The sequence below is a fragment of the Chitinimonas violaceus genome (assembly GCF_052601015.1).
The window spans coordinates 1-26,347 of record NZ_JBQXDJ010000013.1; the positions used below are offsets into that span (position 1 = coordinate 1).

Annotated in this window: 10 protein-coding genes; 3 read left to right on the plus strand and 7 right to left on the minus strand. The window is 53.4% G+C overall.

All coding sequences use genetic code 11. The annotated features are described in order from the left end of the window. Nucleotides 1-115 precede the first annotated feature (115 nt). Nucleotides 116-358: a hypothetical protein gene (locus tag ACUHMQ_RS06555; protein ID WP_445294651.1), complete on the plus strand. Its 243-nt coding sequence runs from the start codon at nucleotides 116-118 to the stop codon at nucleotides 356-358. Nucleotides 359-613: 255 nt separating this feature from the next. Here ACUHMQ_RS06555 and ACUHMQ_RS06560 read toward each other — a convergent pair whose 3' ends face one another. Then, nucleotides 614-13,489 carry a PLxRFG domain-containing protein gene (locus ACUHMQ_RS06560; protein ID WP_445294652.1) on the minus strand — a complete coding sequence of 4,292 codons (12,876 nt, stop codon included), beginning with the start codon at nucleotides 13,487-13,489 and terminating at the stop codon, nucleotides 614-616. Between the two features lie 423 nt (nucleotides 13,490-13,912). Here ACUHMQ_RS06560 and ACUHMQ_RS06565 point away from each other — a divergent pair, with 423 nt between their 5' ends. Continuing rightward, nucleotides 13,913-14,764: a hypothetical protein gene (locus tag ACUHMQ_RS06565; RefSeq protein ID WP_445294653.1), complete on the plus strand. Its 852-nt coding sequence runs from the start codon at nucleotides 13,913-13,915 to the stop codon at nucleotides 14,762-14,764. Nucleotides 14,765-14,766: 2 nt separating this feature from the next. Continuing rightward, nucleotides 14,767-21,594 carry a calcium-binding protein gene (locus tag ACUHMQ_RS06570; protein ID WP_445294654.1) on the plus strand — a complete coding sequence of 2,276 codons (6,828 nt, stop codon included), beginning with the start codon at nucleotides 14,767-14,769 and terminating at the stop codon, nucleotides 21,592-21,594. A gap of 43 nt (nucleotides 21,595-21,637) precedes the next feature. Here the strand turns inward: ACUHMQ_RS06570 and ACUHMQ_RS06575 are convergent, their stop codons facing one another. From ACUHMQ_RS06575 to ACUHMQ_RS06600, 6 genes are all read right to left on the minus strand, one after another. Continuing rightward, entirely contained in the window at nucleotides 21,638-22,072 is a 435-nt protein-coding gene (locus tag ACUHMQ_RS06575; RefSeq protein ID WP_445294655.1) for a hypothetical protein, read from the minus strand. 68 nt (nucleotides 22,073-22,140) lie between these two features. Then, nucleotides 22,141-23,511, minus strand: a complete 1,371-nt coding sequence (locus tag ACUHMQ_RS06580) for a hypothetical protein (RefSeq protein WP_445294656.1) — start codon at nucleotides 23,509-23,511, stop codon at nucleotides 22,141-22,143. A 14-nt stretch (nucleotides 23,512-23,525) separates the two neighbouring features. After that, on the minus strand, nucleotides 23,526-24,113 hold the full coding sequence (locus ACUHMQ_RS06585) for a hypothetical protein (protein ID WP_445294657.1): 588 nt from the start codon (nucleotides 24,111-24,113) through the stop codon (nucleotides 23,526-23,528). Next, the gene (locus tag ACUHMQ_RS06590; RefSeq protein WP_445294658.1) at nucleotides 24,113-25,036 is read right to left on the minus strand and encodes a hypothetical protein; all 924 of its coding nucleotides are present in this window, start codon (nucleotides 25,034-25,036) and stop codon (nucleotides 24,113-24,115) included. The genes ACUHMQ_RS06585 and ACUHMQ_RS06590 overlap by 1 nt, the downstream gene beginning before the upstream one ends. Beyond that, on the minus strand, nucleotides 25,012-25,461 hold the full coding sequence (locus ACUHMQ_RS06595) for a GNAT family protein (protein ID WP_445294659.1): 450 nt from the start codon (nucleotides 25,459-25,461) through the stop codon (nucleotides 25,012-25,014). The genes ACUHMQ_RS06590 and ACUHMQ_RS06595 overlap by 25 nt, the downstream gene beginning before the upstream one ends. A 145-nt stretch (nucleotides 25,462-25,606) precedes the next feature. After that, nucleotides 25,607-26,347 (minus strand): DUF4376 domain-containing protein, encoded by a 741-nt coding sequence (locus ACUHMQ_RS06600; protein ID WP_445294660.1) that lies wholly within the window; start codon nucleotides 26,345-26,347, stop codon nucleotides 25,607-25,609.

The following is a 26,347-nucleotide window of genomic DNA, read 5'->3' on the forward strand; positions in this document are numbered from 1 at the left end:
TCTGGCTGGCGCTGCGCAATATCACCGCTGATTGGGGCTATGCCGCCAAGGATTGGAAGACGGCCATGAACCAATTCGCTATTCTTTACGCGGATCGGTTTATTCGATCATCCGTGTGAATCTCAAACCCGCCTTGAACACGGAAATCCTGACACCCCCGTCATTTATTACTCAACGCGATCAACGTCCAACCTTCGACTTATGGGGTGTACGCTATTCCGCCACAGCAGCAACCCAGGTAGCAAGCTTCGGTTTTGCTGTGGAGCCCGCACTGTTCTACGCCAATAGCGTTACCAATCGGCACAGCTCCGTTAAGAAGATTGATATGAACGTAACGAATCCGGCTTGGCCGCTCTAGTAATTATCAAAAAGCCGTAACTCAACAAAAAAATTAGCCCGCAATTAAAGCGGGCTAATTTTTTGGGTTCATCGATGCCAAGCGACAACGTCGAACCTACAACCTTCGCATTACGAATGCGGGACTCTGGAACCTAACTTGTTGATTCACATGTAAATCCAACGTTTGCCGCGTTCCCATTTACAGCCTAAACCAGCCATAATCATGTACACAGGAAACAGTGTTGGTCATAGTTTGGCCATACTTGCAGAGTAGTTACCGCAGTTCTTTAGGAACTCGCTTGGATAAGCGCTCCTGCTTACTCATCCGAATCTCTTTCACTCTTCTGTCGATGGCAGTTCGGGTTATCTGGACTCTTGTGTCTGGATTGCGCGCATTCCAAGCCCTTAGCCGTCGCATTGCAGCTTCTCTTCCTTCACGGTCCCCCAGCGCAATAGCTTGTGCCAATTGATCGGCAATCGACTGTTTGACGCTTCTATGCAGCTCGATGCGGCGCATTTCCTGCCCCATATCCTGCTGTGTCTCCGCTACTTCCCTAGGCTGAAAGCCAATTCCCTTAATGAAGGCTTGTGACAAGTTCGTATCGATCACCTTACGGCCCTTGGTATCACGGTACATACCTGTCATGGCCATATCTGCACCCTTGGCGATGTTTTGGATCGCTACCGGTGCTATTGCGCCGAACGCTGCCTTTACATCGCCACTCGCCAGATTCCCAAACGCTTTACCTGCTTGACCAATCAAACCACCTACAGGCCCTGCAAACTGGGTGATATCGTCCGTCTTGTTGTTTTCGAATGGCGTCAACAGGCGAGTACCGGGTAACAAGTTGCCCAGTCCTAAACGGCCTTGCACATCCAATGGCATACCCGGCATAGCACTGGCACCATCCAGCGCAATACCGCCTATGGTCTTGCCAAAGGTACCGATCACCGCACGCCGCAGCGTCGTTTCACTGTCGGTGTTGTATCCCATGAAGCGGCCAAGCGTATCGATCAAGTCCTGGATATCTTCGGCAAAGGGCAGTCCTTCCAGACCGGCAGCTAACAGCAGCACCGCCAAGGCGATGGCCTGCCCCCGTCTATCCATGCGCTTGAACATTTCCAGGTAGCTGATGCTGTACTGCTTGAAAGTGAATACCGTCGCGCCAATGGCACCGCGTGCCCAGTTGGGACGGTTGCCTCGGTTGTAGAGACCCTGCGTTTCTTGTACTGCACGCTCGGCGAACCCGTAGGGATCTGTGATTTTCTCTTCCGTCGCCGTTTCGAACGCAGCAATAAAGGTCATGCGGCGATTGACCGACTCGGCCAAGGCGAACATGGAACCCCAAATCGCTTTGAACGCGCGTAGTCCCGGCTGGCGGTCCAACATCGTGCCGCCGGCTTCCGCCATCAACTGGTGAATTTCATGTGGCGCCACAATGCCATCCGCTTCAGCCTGCTTCAGTGCCTTGGCCAAGTCAGGGGCATGTCGTTTGGCGTAGATTCGGCTGGCCGCACTGGAAAGTCGTTTTGCTGCCTTGGCTGGGCCACCGAACTGCGACAGATACGGAAAGGTCATGATGGCAGGCTGCGTCAGGTTGACGGCTGCACTGGCTACTGAACCACCCAGGAAGTGCAGGAACATGTAGCCACGCAATGCGGCTGCCTCTTCCTTAGGTTCAGTCAGGTACTGCACTAGGCTGACCGCTTCGTCCTTCACGTCACCCTTGCAGACTTCTGCCGCTTCCAGCATCTCAACCCGATTGAAGTTACCAGAAGCTTGGCGGGCATTGGAGACAATGAAGCTGGCCACCACACGGCTAAGGTCGTCGCTATAACCTTCGACTCCCTTACGATGGATCATGCGCTTCAGGGCGCTGCGATTCGACACAGCAAGCTGCAGGTACTCTTGTGTCGCTTCATCCTTGTCGATACCCAGTTCCTTGGCGAACAAGGCGACGGTTTCGGGCGTCATGCCCTTGAACAGCTTGTAACCCGACTCGGACAGGATGGACTGACGCACTTGGGCTTGCGGGTAAGCCTTGGCCAACTTGAAGGCTGCCCTGTTTGCTTCCAGCTGGCTTTCAAACAGCTGGAAGGCGATACGGTCCCCCTTGCTGTCGGTCACATCGACGGCGTAGTTACCGAACCGCATTAATGGTGCGTAGCCCCGAGCCTTCAGGCTCTCTGCCTTGTCGATTACATCATCCGCCAGCTTGGCCACCTTCAAAATCCGTGCAGCTTGACTGGTATTGCCGCTGCGTTCCTGGTCCTGCGCCGCACGGGTTAGCGCTGCGCCGATGGTCTGTTTCAGGCTCGTGAGACTGGCATCAGTCTCGCGCAGACTTTCCACCAGTAGTGGATTCAGTGCGGATTTGCGCAATAGCTTGAACAGCGTTGAGCGGGTGACATCATCCAGGCTGGTATCAATCGCGGCGCGGCTTTCGCGGTAGATGTCGATGGCTTGCTGGTCGAGCTTGAATAGCTTGCGTAGCTCGTCATCGGTGAATACCACACCCTCAGCAACACCGCCCTCTATCTGATGCAGGTTGCCGTCTTTATCGCGGGTGTATTGCAGCGTACCGGCGAAGACCGCCTGAGAAGCTACCTTGACGGCTTGGCGTCTGGCTTTGGAAAACGCATTCTTGCCGTTCTGGATCAACTCACGAAGATCGCCCACTTTGGGCAATAATCTCGGCGCAGCAGCCTCGGCCCGCATGGACAGGCGGGAAACATCGTGCAGATAGGATTGACCCGCGTCAAAAACACGTTTGAATGCCGGGCTGATTGTAGCTTTGTGGTATTGCGTACCTACGCTGCGGTGCCACCAGCGATTAAAGGTACGGTCTGATTGGAACGCTTTACCAAGCGCATCGGTGATTTCCCGTTGCTTAGCACGGGAGTACAGCAGGTCATCCAGGCCGCCTAGTTGCTGCCCTGATAGGTGCTCGCCAAGTCGAGCCAGTATTGTTCCCCACGCGCTGCCGCCCGCTTCGCGTAGAAGGGAACGCGTGATAACCGTTCTTTTAAGCGTTGCGCTTCCAATAACCGACCGGTCCTGCGTGCGTCCGCTATCTCCTGCGCTTCGCGTGATAAGTTCAGCGAAACCGTTCCGTCGGAGTTCTCGCGCACTGTCAGCGGCGAGGTCGTTGAAGTATTCGTCGTCAACGGGCGTGCCGTCGCGTTCGAATCGACCTTGCGTAAAGTTGAAGCTGACATGGTTTAACTCCTTGGCAACATCCGGGACCAACTGACGAACATTATGATAGGAAGTCTTCAACAGCTCTAGCAGATTATGCGCATCATCACCCGGAACCCAGGTTATCGGCCGAATGGCGTCGTTGATTTTGGCATTCGGCTGGTAACCATCCGGGTCCATCTGTCGGGCATGGGGCATCAGGTGCTGCGTCATACCTTCCTTCAAGGCGGAAGACAGCATCTGTTCAGTACGGCGTACCAAGGCCGCTTCTGACAATCCTGCCGGGTCGCCAATGAAAACCTTGCCGCTTGCAGCGGCATAAGAGGCGACCGCTGCATAAAGCTTGCTGCCCGCACTGACTCCTTTAGCCAGGCTGGATGCGTCAATCCACACTTCACCGCTTTGGTTCTCGATAATCCAAGCTTCACGTTTGTCGGCCATGGTCATTTTCCAGACCTGGGCTATTTTCTGTTCCTCGCGCTCTGCCTTGGAATAGGTTTTGTTGTCTTCCACTACCGATAGGGCTGGATCAATTTCGGTGGCGATGTCAGCCAGTGCAAAGCCTTCGGGGCGTGGATAGCGGAACAACTCATCTGCTTGAGCCAGCAACTTCCAAGCCTTCGCCATGCGCTGGGTAGGGCCGTCCTGCCTGCTGGTAGCGACATGGTTGGAGCCGGTGTTGTTTGCACCCTTGCTAACGGGTGAATCCATCACATAACGACGAGCGCTACCTAACATCGACACAATGTCGTTGTCCGTCCACTGCCTTAAAAAGCCGTACCGGCGCAGCAGGTTGCGGATGATCGTCACCACGCGTGGCCAGAATGCCTGTTTGGTCAGGCTGGCTTTCAACGCCATATCGGCCAGCACTTCCTCTACGGCCAGTAGTTGGCTGTATCCGTAACGCTGCATCAGTCCATCTGCTGCCTCACGTACATTGGCATGACCACGGTAGATGCTCGCCAGCAGGGGATTCAGTTGCTTGCCGAACAGTCCACGCAGGCCAGCATGGCCCAAGACTTCATGGACGAGCACATGTAGCGCACGTCGGTTGTCGGTCAAACGATCCGCCACCAGGTAGACTGCGTTGGCCTTCTGGTCAAAGAAACCTTCGACATCCCCTTCGGCATTCTGTGAACGTAACTTGTCGAGATAGTGAACCGGCAGGTCGGTAACAGACTGGACGATGTTGATCTGTGGTGCGTTATGCCACCGGGCAATCAGCGGGCCAAACTGTTTGCGTAATAGGGCTGCATCGCTGCCTTTACCGTCTTGCAGGACCGCATCACGACGTGAAAAGACAATCGGGCCAGCTTCCGTTGACTGTTCGGTTGTAGCTTCGGGCGCTGTTGGCTGCTTGTCTGTTGTATCTGCCTTGCTGGATAACTGGCTTTCCACTTCGTTCAAGCGGTCTTTTTTCTGCGTCAACTCGTCCATCTTGGCGAAAGGCTTATCCAACTGGCCAGCCAATTGCGTCAGGGTGTCTTGTGCGAGCCTTGCCTCGTCGTCAACTTTTTGAACATTGCTTCCAGTATCCGTCTCCAGTAATTGTTTGGTGACAGCAGAAATCAGGTTTCTGACATAGCTGGTACCGAATTCCGTCCGGCGTTCAAAATCCCCGTTTTTCAGGGCCAGGGTACGGCCATCCACTCCCACAACGGCCAAGGACATCCGAACATGGTTTTCTTCCCATGCACTGCGCAGGAGGTCCAATTCCAATGGAAGCCCCAGCACCTTGCCAATGACTTTGGTGGCACTCGCCCTTAACTCGGGCAGCAAATCATTAGCCGTCTTGGCAAGGTGGCGCGCCGCCTCACCCCGAGCGTGGTAGGTTTGGCCGGCTATTTCCATAACGACCGGGCCATTGTCGCCAATCCACTTATCCAGCAGTTCTTCAAACTTGGCGCGGTTGGTGACCTTCTCACCAGCTACCCTGACCGAGTACCGGGCATTCTCGTCGCCAGCCTGTTGTTTGTTGACGGCCTGCTGAAACGCCTTATCCGCTGCAAATCGGTCGGTATACGACGTCCCTTCCAGGGAAATAGCGCGTTCTGAGGCCCACTTGTCCGCCACTTGCTTCGCTGCTGCATAGCTTTTGCCATCTTCACGGATCTGTGCAATTTTCTGCGGCGCTTGGTCAATGGTGCGCTTGGCTGCATCGCGACTATCTCGCAAGCCGGATTGACGCCGGTTATGCGCTTTGCGCAGGCGTTCCAGCTTGTCGATTTCCGAACTGAGCTGCACCCGTTCGAGCAACATCGGATCACCAGAGGCCACGGCGGCAATTTCAGCCATCCCCAAGGCGTCCGAATCATCGAAATCCATCGAGAAACTACCGTCGTACTTCCGAATACCGTTGATGGCCTTGAGCTTGGTCGCGTTCAATGCCCACATCTTGGCGTCCATGGTCCGCTCGGTCACATAGGCAAGAATCTCCACGGCAAAGTCAGGACCATGCTTGTCATACAGCTTGTTACCCTGCCGGATGATGCGGCCTTCACGTTGTTCGATGTCCGATGGCTTCCACGTCACATCGACATGGTGCAGCGCTACCAGACGATCTTGTACGTTGGTACCGGCACCCATACGCGGGGTAGAACCCAAAAGAACCCGTACTCTGCCAACCTTTACCTCATCAAACAGCGCTTGTTTGTCAGCATCATTGTTGGCTTCCTGGATAAAACGGATTTCCCGTGCAGGCACGCCCAAAGCAACCAGGTTGTCCTTGATTTGCTGGTAAGCATTCCAGCCGCCAGTTTGCGCCCGCCGAATTTCCTCCATTTCTGCTGGGTCATACTTCTCCAGTGCATCGTTGACGGACTGATACGCGCTTTCATCACCCGCAGCGATAGCCCGCTCGCGTCTCGCCACCAGCTCGTCGTATTCCTTGATGTACGCCCCGTCTCCTTTGCCTTTGGGAATGGAACGATCCAGGAATATCAGCTGTGTGCCTTTGTCCTGATTGGAAGCCTGATAGATTCGGTAGGCTTCTTCGCTGACACGCTGCAGCTTGCCGCCTTCCTCCTTGCTTTGAAGGCCGGCATTAACCACCCGTGCATCGAGCGACAGCTTGCGGGCGCGGTCCATCAAGCGCAGACGGTCTGTATTACGCCTGATCGGGTCGGCAATGCGCGATAGCCCATTGAAACCGCTCAACACCTCATTGAGGATGTCCACTTGTGCTGCTGACGGTTGAACCACGATACTTTGGCGTTCTCCGCCTTTCACTTTCGGAACAGGAAAGGCTTGGCCTTTGTTGTCCTCGCTGTACCATTTTTGTACGTCTTCCAGGCTGACGGCATCGGTAAAGCTGTAATACAGCTCCATCAAGCCGCGCATATTGGACCAGCTACGGCCTAGGCGATTGACCTCGACCAACCGGCCAGCTTCATCCGGCTCAAAGGCGCTTGCCGTTTCTACGAACTGATTTCGCCAGGCGTCGAAGTGGGCAATGCCAAACTCATTCAACGCCTGCTCAGCCAGATAACGCATCACGGTATACATCTCGACGACGCTGTTACTGATAGGCGTACCCGTCATAAAGGTAACAGTACCGGTCGGACTTTCGCGCAAGACGCGAACCTTGTTGTACAGGTCGGAAGCCTTACCGCTCCCCGCCTTATTGCCCATGCCCTTCACACCCGTCATACGTGATGAATAAAACAGGTTCTTGAATTCGTGGGCTTCGTCCACGGTCAAATCGTCAATGCCAAGCTGTTCGAACGTCAGCAACTTATCGCGCCGACGATGCATGATGCCTTCCATGCGTGTGGTCAACTTGTCGCGGAGCCGTTCAGCCTCCTTCACGTTGAATGGCTTGCGGTAACCCGTGTAGCCATCTTCCTCGGCTTGAGCCTCTGCCTCCTTAATAGCGGCTTCAGCGTCCTTGAGTTCAGCCTCCAGGTAGCGCTGCTCGGTGTCGGGATCAATGCCGATAAAACCAAACGAACTATGCGCCACAATCACAATGTCCCAGTCGCCGGTTGCAATCTTGGCGAACAAACGGCGTCGGCGTTTTGATTCGAAATCCTTCTTGCTGGCCGCCAGCACCTTGGCGCCCGGATAGAGCCGATAGGTATCGGCAGCGAACTGCTCAATCATGTGGTTAGGCACCACGATCATGGGCTTATTCGACAAGCCCATGCGGCGTCGCTCCATGGCGCGCGCAATCGCGGTGAAGGTCTTGCCTGCACCCACGCAATGGTCCAGCAACATGAAACGCTCGGAAATCCCGCGCCATACCGCATTTTTCTGGTGGCGGCGAAGGGTAATGATGCTGTCCGGTACCTTACCCGGCAGTATCAAGTGGCTACCATCGTGTTGCTTGGCAACGCGGGTGTTGAAGCGCTCATTGAATAGATTCACCAAGCTGCGACGACGCTCAGCATCATGGAAAATCCATTCTTCAAACTCGGCCTTGATTTCATTCGCCTTCGCAATTGCCGCATCAGTCTTTTCCTGATTCAGCTTGCGCCGTTCTTTCTTGTTAATGGGCGGGTCGTAGACCTTGATACTGTTGCCATTCAGCAGCTCGCTGATAATCTGGGGTGCAGATAGACCGTCCGTATTCCACTCACTGGCGGGGTTGATGGATGCGTCCACGCTGAAACTGTTGGTCAACTTGGAATAGCGGACTTTTGCGGCTTGACCGGACAAGTGGGAGACAAACTCACCATAGATATCCGTCGGTACCCAGGTGGAGCCGATGAATGCCACGACGTTTTCAGAACCCCAGGGGTCAGGCTGAACAGCTTCCAGTGCCTTGACGTTAGTCTGCATCCCCACCGCTTGGGCGGCACGCAGCTTGCGTTTCACTTCGCCGGTCAGGTAGGCATCGCGGGTTTCCCATCGCCGCGTTTCCGGGTCCATAAAGACCAACGGGGTCGTGCCTTCCTGTAGCTTTGCAATTGCAGCCTCTTCCGATATCCCAAGCAAAGCTGCTACCCGTGCCATGTCTACCTTGCCCGACTCGGCAAGTGAGACAACCAGGGCATCTGCTGGCGTATCCGCAGATTTGACCGGCTCGTACTTGGGAATAGCCCGTTGCTTGAGAATAGGTGCAGGCTGGGCACTGGCCGCGCGGGGCGATTCCCCCAGTTTTTCTGCGCGGCCTTTGCTCAACGGGGGCTGGTAATGGTGTTCCAACGCCAGTACCAATGCCCCATCGGGCATATCATTGAGGTACTTGGCATTGCTGGGGAGATTGACTAAGCCATGTTGTGCCACGTAGTCGCGATATATCGCGGCCAGTTTCTTGCGGTTGCTTTCCAGTTGCTTGCTGGGTTCATCCTTGGCTTCCATCGACAACTGCTGCTTAAGCGCATCGCGTAAGCCCACGAGCATCTTCAGCCGTTCAATGCCGGTTTCGCCAAGGCGCAACCCGGCGGGAATATCCGCCTCATTGTCGAATACTTCACGGTCATAGACATTGCGCTTGGTGGGCTTACCATCCTTCACTTCCTTGACGGGTTTGCCTGCTTCATCCAACTTGGGCACCGTGCGATACCATTTGCCTTGCTCGTTCATCAGCAATTGTTCGGACCAAGGGGTATCGGCATTCAATGCCAGCTTGGCCAGCTCCCAATCACCACTTGGGGTCTCACGCTCAATGATCCGCTCTAGTTTTCCGTCCAGGTTCATCTCGACATGGCCATACTCATGTCCGGCCAGCGCGATCACCAAGGCATCGGTCATGGTCTTGTGGCGTGCCAGGCTGTTTGCGATGGCATCCGGCTTATGCGCCATCACATCACGCGGCAGTTTGGCTATCCGCTCCTGCAAGAGAGCAGCCATATCCGCCCCCTTGTCTAGCCGCACCGTCACATCGTTTCGGAAGTTTTGTGTGCCAGAGCGGTCCAGTGTGCCGACGATCATGTCGGGACGCTGAGCAAAGTAGCGGTTAACGGTGATGGGTTCGCCACCCAATGGATCGGCAACGGTGGCAGTGTCCACCCACTCCGGTACCAGACCCGCCAACCGTAGCCGTGCATCTTCGGGCGCTTCGCCAGGTAAGCTATTGCCCTGCCATTTACCAGTACGGGTATTACGCGCGGCAAACGCATCGACCATGTCTGTCGCTTCATCCTTGCTCAAGCGCTGCAAGAAAATGATGTCGGTCACAACATCCGTGCGGGCATTCTCTTTGAAGGCGGTTTGCGGCAGACGGATAGCACCCAGCAAGCGCGCCTGCTGTGCCAATGCAGCGCGGGAACTGCCGTCCTGCGCATCCATCAGGTAGCGGGACACCACCATGATTTGCAGGCCGCCAGGGCGAACGGCAGCCATGCTGCCCCTGAAGAACTGATTGTGAATGGTGGCGCCGTTCAAATCAGGACGGAATCGGAAGTTCAGCTTGTCTTTGCCAAAGGGAGGATTGCCAATGGCAAGATCGAACTCGCCATCGGTGAACGGCACCTTCTGAAAACCAGTATGCAGGATGGTTTCGTGCGGATAGAGCGCCTGTGCGATTCGTGCGGTCAGGCTATCAAACTCAACGCCGATAAACTGGGTTGTACCGGCAAGGGCTTCTGGCATTAGGCCGAGAAAGTTACCCGTGCCTACACTTGGCTCCAAAGCCAAGCCGCCCTTGAACCCTAGCTGCTCCGCCGCAGCCCACATAGCACTGACGATGGTTTCCGACGTGTAATGAGCATTCCGGGTAGACGAACGCGCAGCCGCCAATTCATCCTTGGTCAGCAACCCAGCCAGTTCAGCGCCTTTTTGTTCCCATCCGGCTTTGAAGTTACCGTCAGGATCGGCAAAGGCATTGGCTAAACCACCCCAGCCCACGTAACGGGCTAAGGTATGCTGCTCGTCTGGCGTGGCACGGCGTCGATCCTGCTCCAAGGCCCTAACAACGCGGATAGCAGCAAGGTTGTCTCTAAACTTTTCCGCTTCCCCGCCTTTGCCCAGCTTCACCTCATCGGTGATACGGAAATTGCCTAGCGGGATCTGCGGCGCTTCAACGGAAACGGCTAATCGTGATTGCGCATCATGTACTGATACTCGCGCTCTTTTTCCGCCAGTTCGATTTCCTCCCAGTCCAGCAGGTCCGCCCCCGGCTCCGGCGTCAACAGGATGTATTGGGGAAGTGCGACTTCTTCGGCTTCGTGCTTCTGATAGCCTTGTTCCATCAGACTCACGACTTCCTGATGCGCTCGGACTGCTGCGATCTGCAACGACTCCGAGAGCATCCCCTCGGCTCTCAATGTCGCGACTTTCGATGGTAGAAACGCTTCCCAGTGCTCCCTTGCCATCTGCTGGTACTTCATTCGACTCATTGCTGTCCTCCTGCTGTTTTGGCTGTTGCGATTGCTTACGAGCCCGCGTAGTAGGCGCATCTACGGCCTTGGTGGCTGGCTTTTCGGCGGTTTCTGGCAGTGTATCCAGCTGTGCAGCAGGTTCGCTAGCCTCTAACGCTGGCGTTTCTGCCACTTCTGCCTTGGTGGGAGTGGATTCAGCGGTTTTTTTTACTGACTCAGCGGCCTTTGGATGAATCTCATGGACAGTAACGTGCATGCCATTGGGCGCCAGCCGTTCAACGGCTACTGCTTCATGGGTATCCGTCAGCTTCTTCTTGTCGATGTAGGCAGAAGCACGCTCTGCCGTGGTGAACCATTTGACCGTCTTCTCAATTGGCTTTGCCTGTTCAGCTCGTTCAGGCTCAACTTCTGCCACCTTGTCGGCAGCCTTGAACAAGTCATCTTGCCGCGCCGCTTTGGCTCGTTTCGTCTGCTCGTTACGTACTTCACGCATACCAGCGGCAAGCATGGTGTTCCACCCGCCATTTCGCTTGGCTTGATCTGCGATGTAGCCCTCGCGCTCACTCAATGCCTCATCAGATAGTGAGGCAGCTTGTTGAGCTTGCTTACTTGCAGCAGGACTAGGCATTTGCTTTGGTGATGCAAGCTTGGCGGCTTCAGATACTTTGGCTTTAGCCTTTAGTGGGTCGGGCCGAACAGATTGATTATTCGTTAAAGCGGCTGGTACCGGCTTAGAGTCAACGCTTCGCGTAGCGGAGCGACTGCTATCGGTAAGGTGCGCTAAGGCAGCAGCACTTTCTTGCCAGACCTTCTGTGCGCGAGCTAGCGCTGGCGCAGACTTTGTTTGGAATTCAACCAACGCTTTGCCTTGCAGACTGCTTTCACGTGCCTGAATTTTGCCGATTTCACGTAAAGCGCCGTCACGCCTTGCTGTCAGCGTCGCCTTATCAAGGGTACGTTGTTCCTTTGGTGCGACGGCTGCCAGCTGCTCACTAACTTGACCGGTCGGGTTGGTGTAGAGCGTGCCTGATTTATTAGGTAGTGCTAGCATCCCCTCTGTAGCAGCGTCAGTTTTCAAAGGTTGAACAGGATCACTGGCAGGCGAGGCTTGGGATAGTTGTGCTATTGCCGCTTCGCTCTCCTGCCAAGCTTGCTGTGCACGCGCCAGTGCCGGGGCGCTGTTGGTTTGGTATTGGGCTAATGCCTCGCCATCCAACTCACTGGCTCGTTGTTGAATCTTGCCAATGACACGAAGTGCACCGTCACGCCGTCTTGTATGTGCATCTCGTTCTTTGGCCAATTGCTCATTTGGTGCGACATCAGCCAGCTGTTCACTGGCAACACCATACTGATTGGCGTAAAGGGTGCCGGACTTGTCTTGCAGTGCACGGACTTCTGGTGCTACCGGAATGGCAACACCATCGGGTGTCACGTTGTACTTTGCCGCACGGGGTCTGCTGGCTTTTTCTGGTGCAGGTATTGCCTCATCGGCGCTGACGTATTCTCCACTGGGACGATAGATTGCGGGCAGGTTCGTGGTGCCCGTAACGGGTGGTGAGGTAGGAACAGCAGCACGACCCGATTCAAAAGGCTTACCCAAGACATGGGTACCTCCACCCAGCAAGCCACCAACGGCTGCACCAGATAATGCAGCAGGGCCGACACCGCGCCATGCATCCTTACTTGGGTCTAGATGATCGCGTTCCGCTGCATTCTGGATGTACTGTTCAGCTCCGGACTGTAGGAACTCCTGTCCAGCCTCCTTGCCGACATCCTTCGCCGCAGACTTTGCCATGCCAACAAGGCCATCGCCGGCAAGCGAGGCGCCTGCACGGCCTGTTACACGATTGAACACCGAGCCCAGTGCACCGCCACCAGTAAGGACACCGATACCGCCCGTGGAGATCATGGTGTTTCGTAACACTTGGCTGGCGGTCTCATCCGCAACAGCCTTACGCGCCGCCAATGGGTCACGCGTTTGCTGTAGTGTGGCCCGATAGGTCGGGTTTTGCAGCAGAACATCTTCAGGCGTCGCTGCAAGGTCCATCACCTTGGCGTGGGTCTGCTCTGCATTAACCAAGGCAGCTTGCCCGCCTTCTGCGACGCCCATACCAATTGCACCCGGCGCAGCCATCAAGGCTTTTTGTGCAAGCGTCGCCGTGCCTGCTTCGGCTGCTGCTTGTGCACCCTTGGCTACAGCAAACCTGCCCAAGCCAGACTTGGCAGCCAAACCGATCACGCCGCCAACGGGCGCAGTCGCCACCATGCCGGGCACGCTGCGCGATGCAGCCATTAATGTGGATTGCAGTGGGGTATCACCCAGACTGTAGTCATCAGTGACGATGGGGTTGTTGGCGACGGATCGACCACCACCAGACATATCATCCACCCAGTAGCGTTGTGCGGTCTGGCCAGCATCCCGTATTGCGCCACCGACGCGGTCAGCTCCAAGCTTTTCCAAACCGTAACCCGCAGCGGCAACCAGGTCGCCTGCACCGGCAGCGGCCGACTTGACGTAGTCCATGGTAGTTGCCGAAGGCTTATAGCCGGTGGCTTCCATGTACTGCTGGGGTGTCATCTTGTCCGCGAAATCGCGGTTGTAGATACCAACCATGATGGTGTGGTCATCAAGTTGGTCGAGTTGGGGGTTTTGGGTGCGGATTTGGTCGAGGGTGCGGGGCAGCGCCATGAGCGGGTAACCAGTGACAATCAAAGCATCGATTGTCTAGGTCGTTCCCGGTGCCAAGTCGCAGTGAAACAAGCTATTCCAACGACTGGGAGCAGATAGTCTTGGAACTTTGATACAAACTGACAGGAAAAACTATCAAGAAAATGCGAACGTGCCTGAACTACTCGAAATTTGAAGATTTTCGGCGTTATGCAATTGGCAATTTGGTGAGTGAACGTATGCTCTGCGCGGGCATACAACAAACTCAGCCAATAGTTCAGAACAGAAACGCAAAATCAAGTACTTCCGTCTAATTGCCACAAGAAAATATTCCCACTGGCGAAACTCTTGTACGTAAAAGCACAACTAAAATACAATAGTTGGCCCATTTTCTATTAATTCGGCAAACACTGATAGAAGCAGCGAAAATATAGAGGGAATTAAATGCTAACAATAGTGACAGTTCTGTCAATTGTCATAGCGCTTTTTTGCTGGCCATATGCGCTTAATTTTGCCAAATCATTTTCTAAGCAAAGATTTACACCAGCTGGTCCATATTTAATTGCCGCTGGCTTAGTTAGCTTACCGTTCCTGTTGATTGCCACACTTGTTTTTTCTGTAAACAAGATGCTGTTTGCAAGCGTTACGGCTAATTCAAGATATATAGAGTGTGACTATCCCAACATTGGTAGCGAAGGACTTATTCTTCCAACCGCAGACGGCAAGGGGGTATTGCATTTGCCGAGAGCAGCCAATGTAACATTAACCCCATATCCTGAATGCAATAAAGTACACAGTTTCACCCAAACGATTGGGTGGTACAAAGGCAAATTATTAACCAGTAGCGCAGGTGGTATTAATGTTCCCAATACCGAAGTGTCAAAAGTAGAAATTTTCTATGCCGGGCTTGATTCAATATCGAGTCGCAGACGGATGGAAGACTGGCGTTATGAATCGCCAATTCGACATAAAACTTACCCTTTAGAATACTATCCTCGCTTCTCATGGGAGACAGAAGTAGGCCCAGCGTATCCATACCAAAAATATGGAGCATGGGGAATTATAGGCACACGTAATCCACTAAATGGTAAGCCTATTGTAGTGAGTTGTACTATTAGACGTACAGACGCTATCGAGAATAGTGAAGTATCCGGGGATTGCAGAGGTCATGCTTACGGCACAAAGAATGGGAAAGTCTTATCTGCTAGGTTTATTGTCTTCCCTCCAGACATAACAGAAATAGACGCCATAGTTAACTCACTAAATCCACTACTTGAATCATATATTGAAGGTTAGTCATGCCCTACCGGTTTAATGAAGAAGAAATTGCTCTCATTCGTCAAGCTCGTGCCTTATGTCCAGCGGGAGATCAGGATGCAACAGGTACGGGTAATTGGGTTCCATTCTATACAAAGCTTTCTCTTATATTTACTGTTAGGATTGCTGAGGCAACATTGAATAAATCAATGCCGCCTAAAGACTTGCAAGACATGAAGGATGTCAAGTTATGGTTGGACGTTGCTATTAGCGCAAATGGCAATAGCGGCTCTCATGGTGCATTTATTCGTACATATACCGAACGCGAAGGTTTGTTAAGGCGAGGGCAAGGGTTTACTGCCTTTGAAATGCAAAAATCATCGAATGGTGTAGCTCTCAACTTTTTTAATGACTTGATTGGTAAAAATGACATTGAGAAAGCATGGACAGTACCAAGTATTGATATTTTAGCAGAGGCAGATGCCAGTTCAATTGGTAGAAATTTGTATGGCTTGGGACTCGATGATGCCAGCAAGCGACTGGAACTTAATGATACGGCGGTTACAGCCAATACTGGCTGGACAGGTACATTCGGATTTAGCCTGCTAGGAGGTAAACAGCCCTACGAGAGTTGGCGTCTTTTAACAGGTGGAGATCCTGAATATTCTAAAGTTGATAAAGCAAGATATCAACTCAACTCGTTAGATGATTTAAAGAACATTCTATTTGCTGTAGATTCGTATGAATTGGCGCTTAAATCATCACTAGGTGTTGGTGCATTAGACTGGATCACTGGCTCTGATGCATTTCTTGCACAACTCAATATTATGGTCGCAAGTGGTCAATGGAATCCCTTTATTAAAGCGGTTGCCAGTCGGACGCCTGCCATTTCAGGCGCTGTAAATCTCATTGCAGGAAATCAGTATAAATTCCTTGACTCACTGCGACGTGCCTATACCGGAGCCCCTGTATCGAAAACTACTAAAGACAACTTTGTTGAGAATGCATATGCATTCTTCAGTCAGATGAGCGCATCTGAACAGCAGAATCTCATTGTCTTGCCATTTACAAGCGCTGAAGACTGGGCAAACAAAGCGAAAGAAGATACGCCAGATGGTTGGGCAATTCGAAATGCATTGATGAACTTTAGCCCTTATGCGTTAAAGCTCAATTTGGACACGTTGAAAACTAGAGGTCTGTCACTCTATGACGAGTCAACGGGTACTGGTGAAATCACGGAACAATTCCTTAAAGACCGTGCAGCTTTCTTAACCTGGGTCAATAAGTCAAATCAATACGGGTCAGACTACTTCCCAAGTCCTGATGGTCGTCTTTGGATATTCGACGACAAATATACCAACACAAGTATTGGTGCCACGCCCGCAGATGGATCAACACCGACACCTAATCATGTAACGTTTGGTTCTGCACTGGGTGAAGAAATCGTTGGTGAAGGAGAAACGGACTACCTCTACGGCATGGGCGGTAATGACACGTTGAAGGGGGAAGCAGGTGCGGATTATCTGGAAGGCGGGCTAGGTAACGACGACCTTCAGGGCGGTGCTGGCAATGACACCCTTATGGGCATGGCGGACAACGACACGTTGAACGGCGGCGCTGGTAATGACCTGCTTGAAGGTGGTCAGGGTGTCGATACCTACATTTACAAGTCCGGCGAAGGCAATGACATCATTGTTGACCTGGACGGCCAAGGTCAGATTCAGTTTGATGGTGCCCTCCTTACCTCTGGTACCGAGAAATTTAAAGGTTTTTATACAGATGATTCCAAGAATCTGGTGTTCATCTGGTCTCCCGTTAATGGAGTCGGTGATCTTCATATCTCCAAAAAAGGCACTGCGGGTGGCATTACTGTCAGGAATTTCCGCGAAGGTCAGTTGGGTATTACCTGGAAGCAGGGTGAACAACCGACAACTCAGGACGGGACTATCGTTGGCGATAAGAATCCCTTACTGGAGAACGACAACTACAAGCTGGATGGATTAGGCAACCTGGTAACAAATGGCGCTAAGGCCGGCTTCGAAGATGTGCTTCACGGCAGTAGTGGTCAGGACTTCATATATGGTCTAGGCGGAAATGACTATCTCGCTGGAATGAACGGCAATGATGTCATAGACGGCGGAGACGGTCGGGATGTTATAGCCGGTGGCATGGGCTCAGACACGCTCTATGGTGGTGATGGCGGCGATTATCTCTTTGGGGCAACAGGCGGCGTGCTTCGTCAAACTAAGGAAGGCGAGCCCGTCCCCCTCAAAGATGGCTTCGTGCGTGATTTTGGCGGCCGTGGCTGGGAGGTACAAACCAAGGGAGCGGTCCTGTACTTCCAAGGCACACGTACCGCAGAACTGGATAAGCTTACAGCCGATGAAGGTAATCTAATCTTCGGCGGTAATGGTGATGATACTGTCTATGCCGGTGGAGGAAATGACACCGTTTACGGCGAGCGTGACGACGACAAGCTTATCGGCATGGATGGTGATGACATTATTTCCGGTGGACTTGGAAACGATGCTATTTACGGGGATGGTATCGTCTCTATCAACACTGATAGTGAAGCTGAAAGTATCTATTGGGGCCGTGCACTTGCTAGCGCCGGTGGCTCAGATTTGTTATCTGGCGATGAAGGCAACGACACCTTGGTCGGCGGTAGCCTCAACGATACCTTGATCGGTGGTGAGGGCAATGACCTGCTTATTGGCGGGGCAAAGGGATTCACACCGGACGCAGTAGAGAAAGTAGCGCTGAATGATGGCAACGACCTGCTTGATGGTGGAGTAGGCAACGATCAACTTATTGGTGGCTTTGGCTCGGATACGCTATTTGGCGGCGCAGGCGATGACATACTCTATGGTGATCAATTCCACGGCTCGATAGATGAGCAATTCACTTCCTATGCTCATCTGCAAGGCGCTGACTCGCTGTATGGCGGCGATGGTAACGACAAGATGGCAGGTGATCTTGGAAACGACTATCTGCAAGGTGATGATGGCAACGATACGCTGTGGGGTGATATTGGCTCCGAGCAAGAAAATCCCTTGGGCGGTAATGACACGTTGCTTGGTGGGAAGGGTAACGACTTCCTTGCGGGTGATGCAGGAAATGACCTGCTAGATGGTGGAGCCGACAATGATCACCTGCGCGGAGGGAGCGGCAATGACACGCTGAAGGGCGGAAGCGGCGCTGACACCTTACTGGGCGACGATGGTGACGACTATCTGGATGGCGGTGAGGGCGAAAACCTCCTGGAAGGCGGGAACGGCAATGACACGCTGGTTGGAAATGGCTTGAGCGTTCTGAAAGGTGGTGCCGGTGACGATACCTACCTACTGGCTTCTGAAAACATTGGTCCTGCACCGACAATCGTACCTACGATCCTCGATATCGACGGGAACAATACGATCCGAATTAATACTGCCCTGTCAGACCTTTCAGTTCACCAAGTGAAGAAAGACCTCGTCATCGCCAGAAACGGAAGAGCCATCTTTGCACTTAACAATGCACGAGGTCTTGCGAATCTTAAGCTGGAACAAGTAGACAGGAATGGGGACGGCCCGAAAGATGCTGGCAAGGTACTTGATACCTTGACCGTAAAACAGTTGATGGCGTCTAACTGCAATGATCGCCTTAGCCTGGACTATTCAACCGAAACAGTAGGTGTAGTTGCCTTTGGCGGTAACAAGAACGACGAAATCATTGGCTCTTACCAGAATGACCAACTGGAAGGGAACGCCTCGAACGACAAACTGTTCGGGGGTTTGGGTAACGATACCCTCCTCGGTGGTACAGGCCACGACACCTTAAATGGAGGTGACGGTGACGACGAACTGGTTGGAGGCGAAGGAAACGATTGGTTAGAGGGCGGCAAAGGTAACAACAGGTACGTGTTTGAGGGTAACTGGGGTAAGGACATTGTAGAAATTGACCCCCACGGCAAACATGTTCTGGCATTCGCAGGGCTAACAGCTGACCAGTTGTATTTCAGGGTGCAAAAAGAAAACCTGATTATTACTACTCGGGATGGGTCCGGCCAAACGGTAACTGTTAAGAGCTACACGCATCCGGCTATCAAACCAAAGCTATTACTAGAGCTGCAGGGTTCTGTCGTTCTTGAGCCTGATGCAATCGCAGCGCTACTTTCACGTGATCGCTCCCAAGTAGATGACCTGGACAACATCATGGTAGGGAGCGACGCTGCAGATACCTTAGATGGCAAAGGTGGCAATGACTTGATCCAAGGTGGTGCGGGTAACGATACACTGATTGGCGGTACGGGCAACGATACGCTTGAAGGACAAGCAGGAAGCGATACCTACCGATTCTCAGCTGGTCATGGCTTCGACACCATTATTAATGCGACGTCGGATGCTGACGCAGTGGATCGTATTCAATTCGATGGAACGATTGATAAGTCAAAGATAGAGATCAGACGTGAGCTACGAGATTTGCTTGTCTACACATCCAAATCCGACAGCATTCGCGTTGAAAACTATTTTGCTGATTACTTTGGAACAAAGACCCTATCCAGCACGCCCATCAAGGAAATTGTTTTTGACGATGGCACTGTGTGGGGCGCGACTGATATTCAAACCAAACTGGGAACTGTCAGAGGTGGCTCAGACCCACAAAGCTACGCTGCATTGACTGGATGGGGAAGCTTAAATCCAATCTCAGGTAGCGACGCTGACGAGTCCCTGGTTGGTACGGTAGATGATGACATCATTCATGGAATGGGTGGTGACGACACCATAACGGGCGGATATGGTAACGACTATTTACTCGGGGGACGTGGCGAAAGTTCCTACATGTTTTCTGCTGGCCACGGCAATGACGTCATCGACAACATTACTATGCACGTTGGCGAGCGGTATGAAGAACTGAAAAATACACAGTTCCGCATATATTTTGACTCATCCATTGATAAAGATAAGGTCTTTGTCGAGCCAGTGTGGAATGGATATCTGGTTTACACATCCGCAACCGACTCCATACGGATTTTCGACAGAAAACAGCCCAACGTAAAAAACGAAATTGTCTTTGCTGATGGAACTGTCTGGAATCTGTTATGGGTTCCTGATAGCAACATCAGATCAGGGCAGTTTGTCCAGACTGTGCCGCTCTTCGGTACTGAAGGGAATGACTTCATACAGCTGGAATGGAATCAACGACGGATTGTTGATGCTAAGGGGGGTGATGACACTATCGTTGGTGCGATAGGGGATGACATCCTGTCTGGTGGTGATGGAGATGACGTGCTTGTTGGCGGTGTTGACCACGGACAGGACAAGTTAAACGGCGGAAATGGGAATGACAGCCTCTTTGGCGGTGGCGGAGCCGATACGCTAACTGGCGGTGCGGGCGATGACTATATCGAAGGTGGCGCCGGAGTTGATGATATTAGAGGCGGAGACGGTAACGACGTTCTTATCGGTGGTGACGACATAGACGTGATTAATGGTGACAACGGAGATGATGTAATCACTGGTGGTCGTGGCAATGATGAGTTAGTCGGCGGCAAAGGCAAGAACCGGTACAACTTTGCTAGGGGTGATGGCCAGGACAAAGTGATCGATCAGTGGGAGTCAAATCCAACCATCGTATTGCAGGGCTATGCAGCGGATGATTTGGAATTCAGCACTATCGAGAACACTCCCACAAGTCTTTTGCTGACCTTTAAGAATAATCCGCAAGACCGTATCGAACTATTCTCGTTCTTTGACCAACATGCCAATCCCACAGTACTACATATCGTTGACGGCAATGGCGTCACTAAAGACTTCGATTTTGAGACTGTTCGTCTCAAGTGCTTAGATAAAGCTACTGAAGGCAATGACACCATTACTGGTTTCTATACCGACGACAAGATCATGGCCCTAGGCGGTGACGATAAGATTCTAGGCTTCGCTGGTAACGATTCCATTGATGGCGGGTCAGGTAATGACTCTATCCAAGGTGGTGATGGCAATGATTCCCTCATTGGTGGTGAAGGAAATGACGAGATAGACGGTGGTGAGGGAGACAATCAGCTGTTTGGTGGTCAGGGTAATGACGGTCTTATTATCGGTGGCTATAACACCGCAAATAGTAAGAACCAGCTATTTGGTGGTGAAGGTAATGACACCCTAACTGGGGGAAGAGGCAATGATTTGCTTGATGGTGGGGCAGACAATGACTCTCTTGATGGTGATCAAGGCAACGATACGCTGATCGGTGGAGCTGGAAATGACACCTTAAATGGTGGAAATGGATTGGACCGACTTGAAGGCCAAGCGGGCGATGACGAATATTACATCTTCCCTGGAAATGGTAATGATGTAATTCTCGACTTCGATACCACGGCAAATAACAGCGACACTGTGTACCTATTTACCGACCCGGCAAATATCACGGCTGTACAGAAAGTAGGCGCAGACTTGGTTCTGAAGTACAACGACACTGACCAGCTAACGGTTGAGAAGTACTTTGACGCAGACAATGCTTTAGCTTACCGAGTTGAACGATTCAAATTTAACGACAATCTCGGCCAGGAAGTAGTTTGGACACATGCTGACATTGAATCTAGGGTTAACCAGGGAGCCAGCGCCGCCAATGAGCCTATAACTGACGCTACACGAAACAAACGTTCAGTTGATACGCCATATGTCGCAGTTTGCGAACGTGGTAGCTGGCAAATGCCTTCTGATGTTGTTCCCGAGGTTGCCGTATGTTCAATGGGAACAGACGCTGACCGCCAGGTCAATGCACTGATTAGTGCTATGGCAGGCTTTGCACCACAAGATGCAGCCTCGCTTAACTTCAGCAAATACATGCAGGACAACCAAGTACCGGTACTCGCGTCCAATGTATTGATGTAGTAGTCAGGGCGGGTTTATCCCGCCCTTTTTCATTGGATAAAAGCTAGGAGTCCTTACCATTCACATCCCCCCACCGACGTTTCCAGGCAGCGGTGGGCTCTTGGATACTGGGTATTCGTCGACCATCCGGTCCAATTTCAAGCACAACGTACACGTTGGTAAAGCAGAAGTACCCGACGAGGCACCCCAGAATAAAGCCGGTTGGGATTTCAATCTCGCGTGTTCCGATATGGTCAGTGATCGTCAACGTGTTTGCAGGGAAGCGAAGACCCAATTGCGAAAACTTTAGGGGCAGTTTCCCTTCACGTAGGTATTCCCTTGCCAACCAAGGCCCCGGCGGAAAGTTGCAAATGTCGCTGGTGCCACCCCAAATGGTATGACGTTGGAAAAGGCTGATAGACCAATGCCTTGGCAGGTGTACAAACTGCTCCTGCTCCCAGGGTGTTCCGTTGCGTGCGATATGAATGATTTCTTCCATATCGCAAGCTTAGCGTTAAGAGAACGATCGTTCACCTCCTTGTGTCGGATAGACTGCAAGGTGCTTCGTTATTGCTGTGACTGATATCGCTGTAGCGGTAGGACGGGTAGCTGCTGACGGTACCCGGGCAAGCCTGTCGAGGCTGCACGCTGTACCGGTACTTGAGCAAAGTCGCCCCTGCCTGCGAGTGCAGCTAGTTGTTGAGGGTCTTCGCCTGTAGCAGACATGCCTCCCGGACCAGTAAGCGGAATCGCCCCCGCTGCGGGGTTCTTCATATTCACCGCTGCCGGGGTCTTCACTACACCCATGCCATCAGGTGTTGGCGTCTCAAAGTTCACGATCTGGTAATCAGCCGCTTTAATGTCCAGGCTACCGTTTAAAGCAAGGTAACTGGCATAAAGCTGTCTGCCTTTCTCACCCGCGCGTTCTTCCGGGCTAAGTCGGTTGTATTGACCAGCCAGGTCACGTTGCTTCTGGATCGCTTGGCGACGGTCGTTGAATTCGGTCTGCGACATGCTCAAGCGAGCACCATCAAGTGCCAGGGCTTTGCGCTTGATGTCTTTCTCAAAGTCGAACGACTTGCGCTGTAGGTCCATTTGTTGGTTGGCGCGGTGGTTGGACTGCCAGGCGCTATAAGCCATGGCAGCCGCTTCCGGTCCCTGCATCTGACCGAATAGGTACATCACTTGATCAGCAGGCAATTGGTGCTCATCGATGAGCTTACCGTCTCGCATGCGTTTAACCACAGCGCCGCCGTCCTGCTGTCGCGTGACTTGATACTTCAGGTTGTCGTGGATGTCGTTGTCGAGGAAGTTGGACAACACCGACGTATCGCCCTGCTGGTAGGCATCATACGCCTTACGGGCACGTAGGCTGTGCTCGGTTACATAGCGTTGTCCTGCCATATCGCGGATTTTCTCGGCCTCTTCGATCTTGCCATGGGTCTCAAACACCATGGCGCGGTCTTCCAGTGCGGCGAGCTGGTCATCTAGGTTTACCGTTACCTTGCGTGGCTTGGCATCAGGGATGCGGGCTTTGGCGCTGCCGTCGGCGTTCTGCCAGCCTGCCAACCCCTTGCTGGCTGCTTGAATGTTGCCCGGTGCGGGTTCTTTCGCCCCTAGACGAACAGCTTCCGCGTCCCAGTCGGTACCAGCACCCAAGTCCAAGCCATTGGCAGCCACTTGGACAGGTTGCGGCATAGTCAAACCCGCAGCGACACGGCTCGCACTGGAAGCCTGGTTGGCTTGGTCTATCGGCTGCTGTTCGGCGAATTGTTCCTGCTGCGCCCGTACTTCTGCCCGTTGTCTGGCGGTCTGGGTGGCTTTCAGGTCTTCTTGCAGCGCATCCGCTTCCCGATCACGTTTGATCTGGCGTCCCATCTGGTAGCCATTCATCAAGCCATTGCTGAAGGCCGACAGGCCATTGATTCCGATATGCATGGTTTGCTTTGCTCCTAAAACAGTTTCTTGATGGCTTGGAATGGCGCTTTGACAAGCTTGGCAGCGGTACTGTCGTCGAATGCTCTACCCGCATTGGTAAAGTCGCCGGTCAAAAGCTCGCCACCGACCCGCATCGTGCTGCCAATACCGAACTTGTCATCAGCACCGCCAACCTTGGGTGCCCAGCGCTGATTGATATCCTGCTCAAGGTTCTTCCCCGTCAACAGGTCTTTGACATACTGCGTACCTTCACGCCGGTAACCACCGCGCTTGGCTTCACGTTCATTGATCACGGCTGCTGCGGCCAATGCGGTCCAGGGATTGAGCAAAGCAGAACTGCCCGTAGTCGCGGTACCAGCTCCGGTACCAACTTCTGCGGTCCCAGCAGCGCTACTCTCCGCGCCGCCCATGAAGTGCTGCAAGACTTGGGGGTTGATACCTTGTTGCTGTTGGTTCTGTTGCTGCGCTATCGCAGCACGGTTACGGGCTGCCTGTAGTTGGGCAAGATCGTCGCTTTGCTGTTGCAAGCCCAGGCTGGCCAGGTCTTGCAGGCTGTTAGGTTGACTGCCCGGTAAGGCCAACCCTTGGGAGAAAGGTGACATCACTTTCCCCCGACCTTGAAGCCGCTGCCCGCCCAAGCGCCTGCGATATTGCCCGCCAAACCCAGTAGGCCGTTGTTACCGGCTTGACTTGATTGCCATGCAGCCAGTTGGTTCTGGTACTGCTGGCTCAAGCCATTCATGGCGCTGCTATTGCCTGCAATCGCACCGCTGAAGCCATTACCCATGATGGCGTTGTTACTGGCAACTTGGCCTGCTGCCCCTTGTAATGCGCCTTGCCCGGAAGTGCCCATGCCGGTACCGGTGCTGAATGTTTGACTTGCGGTACCGGGCAGCCCACGACCCAGGCTGGCGGCGTCCTTGCGCAGCATCAGGCCGGTTTTCATGAGATCACGCCGGGTATTGGTCTCGGCAGCCGATGTCGCCAAGGCGCGATTCAGCAGCATGTCATTCATGACCGCGCCAGCACGACCACTGTTGGGATTGACACCCATACGGCCATTCAGGCGGGCTTGGGCAGCCATGGCGTTGTCGAACTGCTTGCCCACCGAAGCGACAGATGCAGCGGATTCGCTGGCTTGACGGCCTTCGCTGTCGTACTGCATCGCCTCCTTGGCTACTTGCTGCTCAATGGGCCTGAACGTTGTCGTGTAATCTGACCAAAGCTCGCGAGCACGTTCGCTGTTGAACTTGGAATCAGCCAGTTGCTGGTCGGCAAACTGCCGGCTGTATTGGTCGATTTCTGCCTGGCGTGGCTGCTGGGCTTCCCACTGTTGGCGACTGAAAGCCAGCCAGTCTTTACCAAGCTTGGCGTTCTCTATTGCTGCCTGCCCGATAGCGGGGTCGGGACTGGGTGCCTTACCGCCTTTTTTGCACTCAGCAACGGGGCCGTCGTAGTCATAACCGGTTTGTTCGAGTACAGCCCCGCTGGCCATGTCGATTACGGCGTAAGTAGTGATGAACATGGGTGGAATCCTTGTATTAATCGACATTCTTCGCGCAGCATCCCCAGGAGGATCAGATCCTCACCGCCAGGGAGCGCGCACCGGATCAAGCCTTCGCGCTTGAAACCGAGCTTCAAATCAAACGCCAGTGCCTGCTGATTGCTGGCCGGTACCAGGCCTGTTACGCGTCGTTTGTTGGCGGTGATGAAGGGGTAATAGAAGCTGGCCACAAGAAACTGCCGTGTCATGGCATAGGGACTACTGGCAGCGACATGCATGTTTACATCGCAGTCGCTGAAGCGTTCATAGACGGTACCGGCTATCAGGGTGTCACCCTGCATGAGGCCAATGGCGCGGCAGTCGTCAAAGCGGGCGATACCAATACGCCCGCACACCCAGTGCATCACGCGGTCATCATCGCCATATAGAAGGGTCTTGGCTAACATGGCATCCTGTTTGTGATTCCAAAATGCCATCATGCAGCGCGTAACCGGTGACCTGATAACCGACTGGACTAGTTCCGACGCTGTCTTTGCCAACTCGTCCAAATCCGCGCTAGCGCATTGAATTGGCGTTGTTTTAATCACGCCACTATTGGACTAGTGGTTCCGGGCTGGGCTCGGGTCGTTCCATCGCACCCGCAGGACGAGTGACCACTGGGCCAGCCGACCGCGTTGGTGGCCACTGGATGGCTTCCAGCGCTTCGAGCGTCGTTGCCCGTTCAATCGCATCTTTCAACGGCCTGGAAATCATGTGCTGCGCCAGCCGGTGCTCGCCCTCAGCCATCGCCCACGCGGTTTCGAGCGCAATCAGCTTGTCTGCCGCCATGGGGACTTCGCTGTTATCCAGCGCTCGCCAACTGAAACCGGCAGGAAATGCATAGCCGTCGCGGGCCATGCCGGCCAAGCGGGCGATATTCTGTGCCGCTTCCGCATCGCCTTCGTATTGCACGCCTTCGAAAGTGAACTGGGTGAACTTGGCAATCGCACTGGTGCGGGCTGCATTGATTTGCGCAGTCTTTCGTTGCTTAGCCACAGCCAGGGCGTCCGCCGGTCCCGGCTCACTGATGTATTCACCCCCCATCAATAACGGGTGATTGACCAGCAATGACTGCTCGAAGCCTTGTGCGAGCAGGGTCGGTGCATCGAGCTGGACAGGTTCGGTTTGCCACGACTCCGAGTCTTCGCCAATCGCGGCTGCCCCCGCACTTTCCCAGCTATACAGTTGCAGCGTGGTCCAGACGACGCCCTCGCGGTAACGCACGGTAAAGCCGCGCACGGTGTGATAGGCGAGCGTTTTGTGTTCGACGGTAAGAGTCTTCTGTATCGGCAT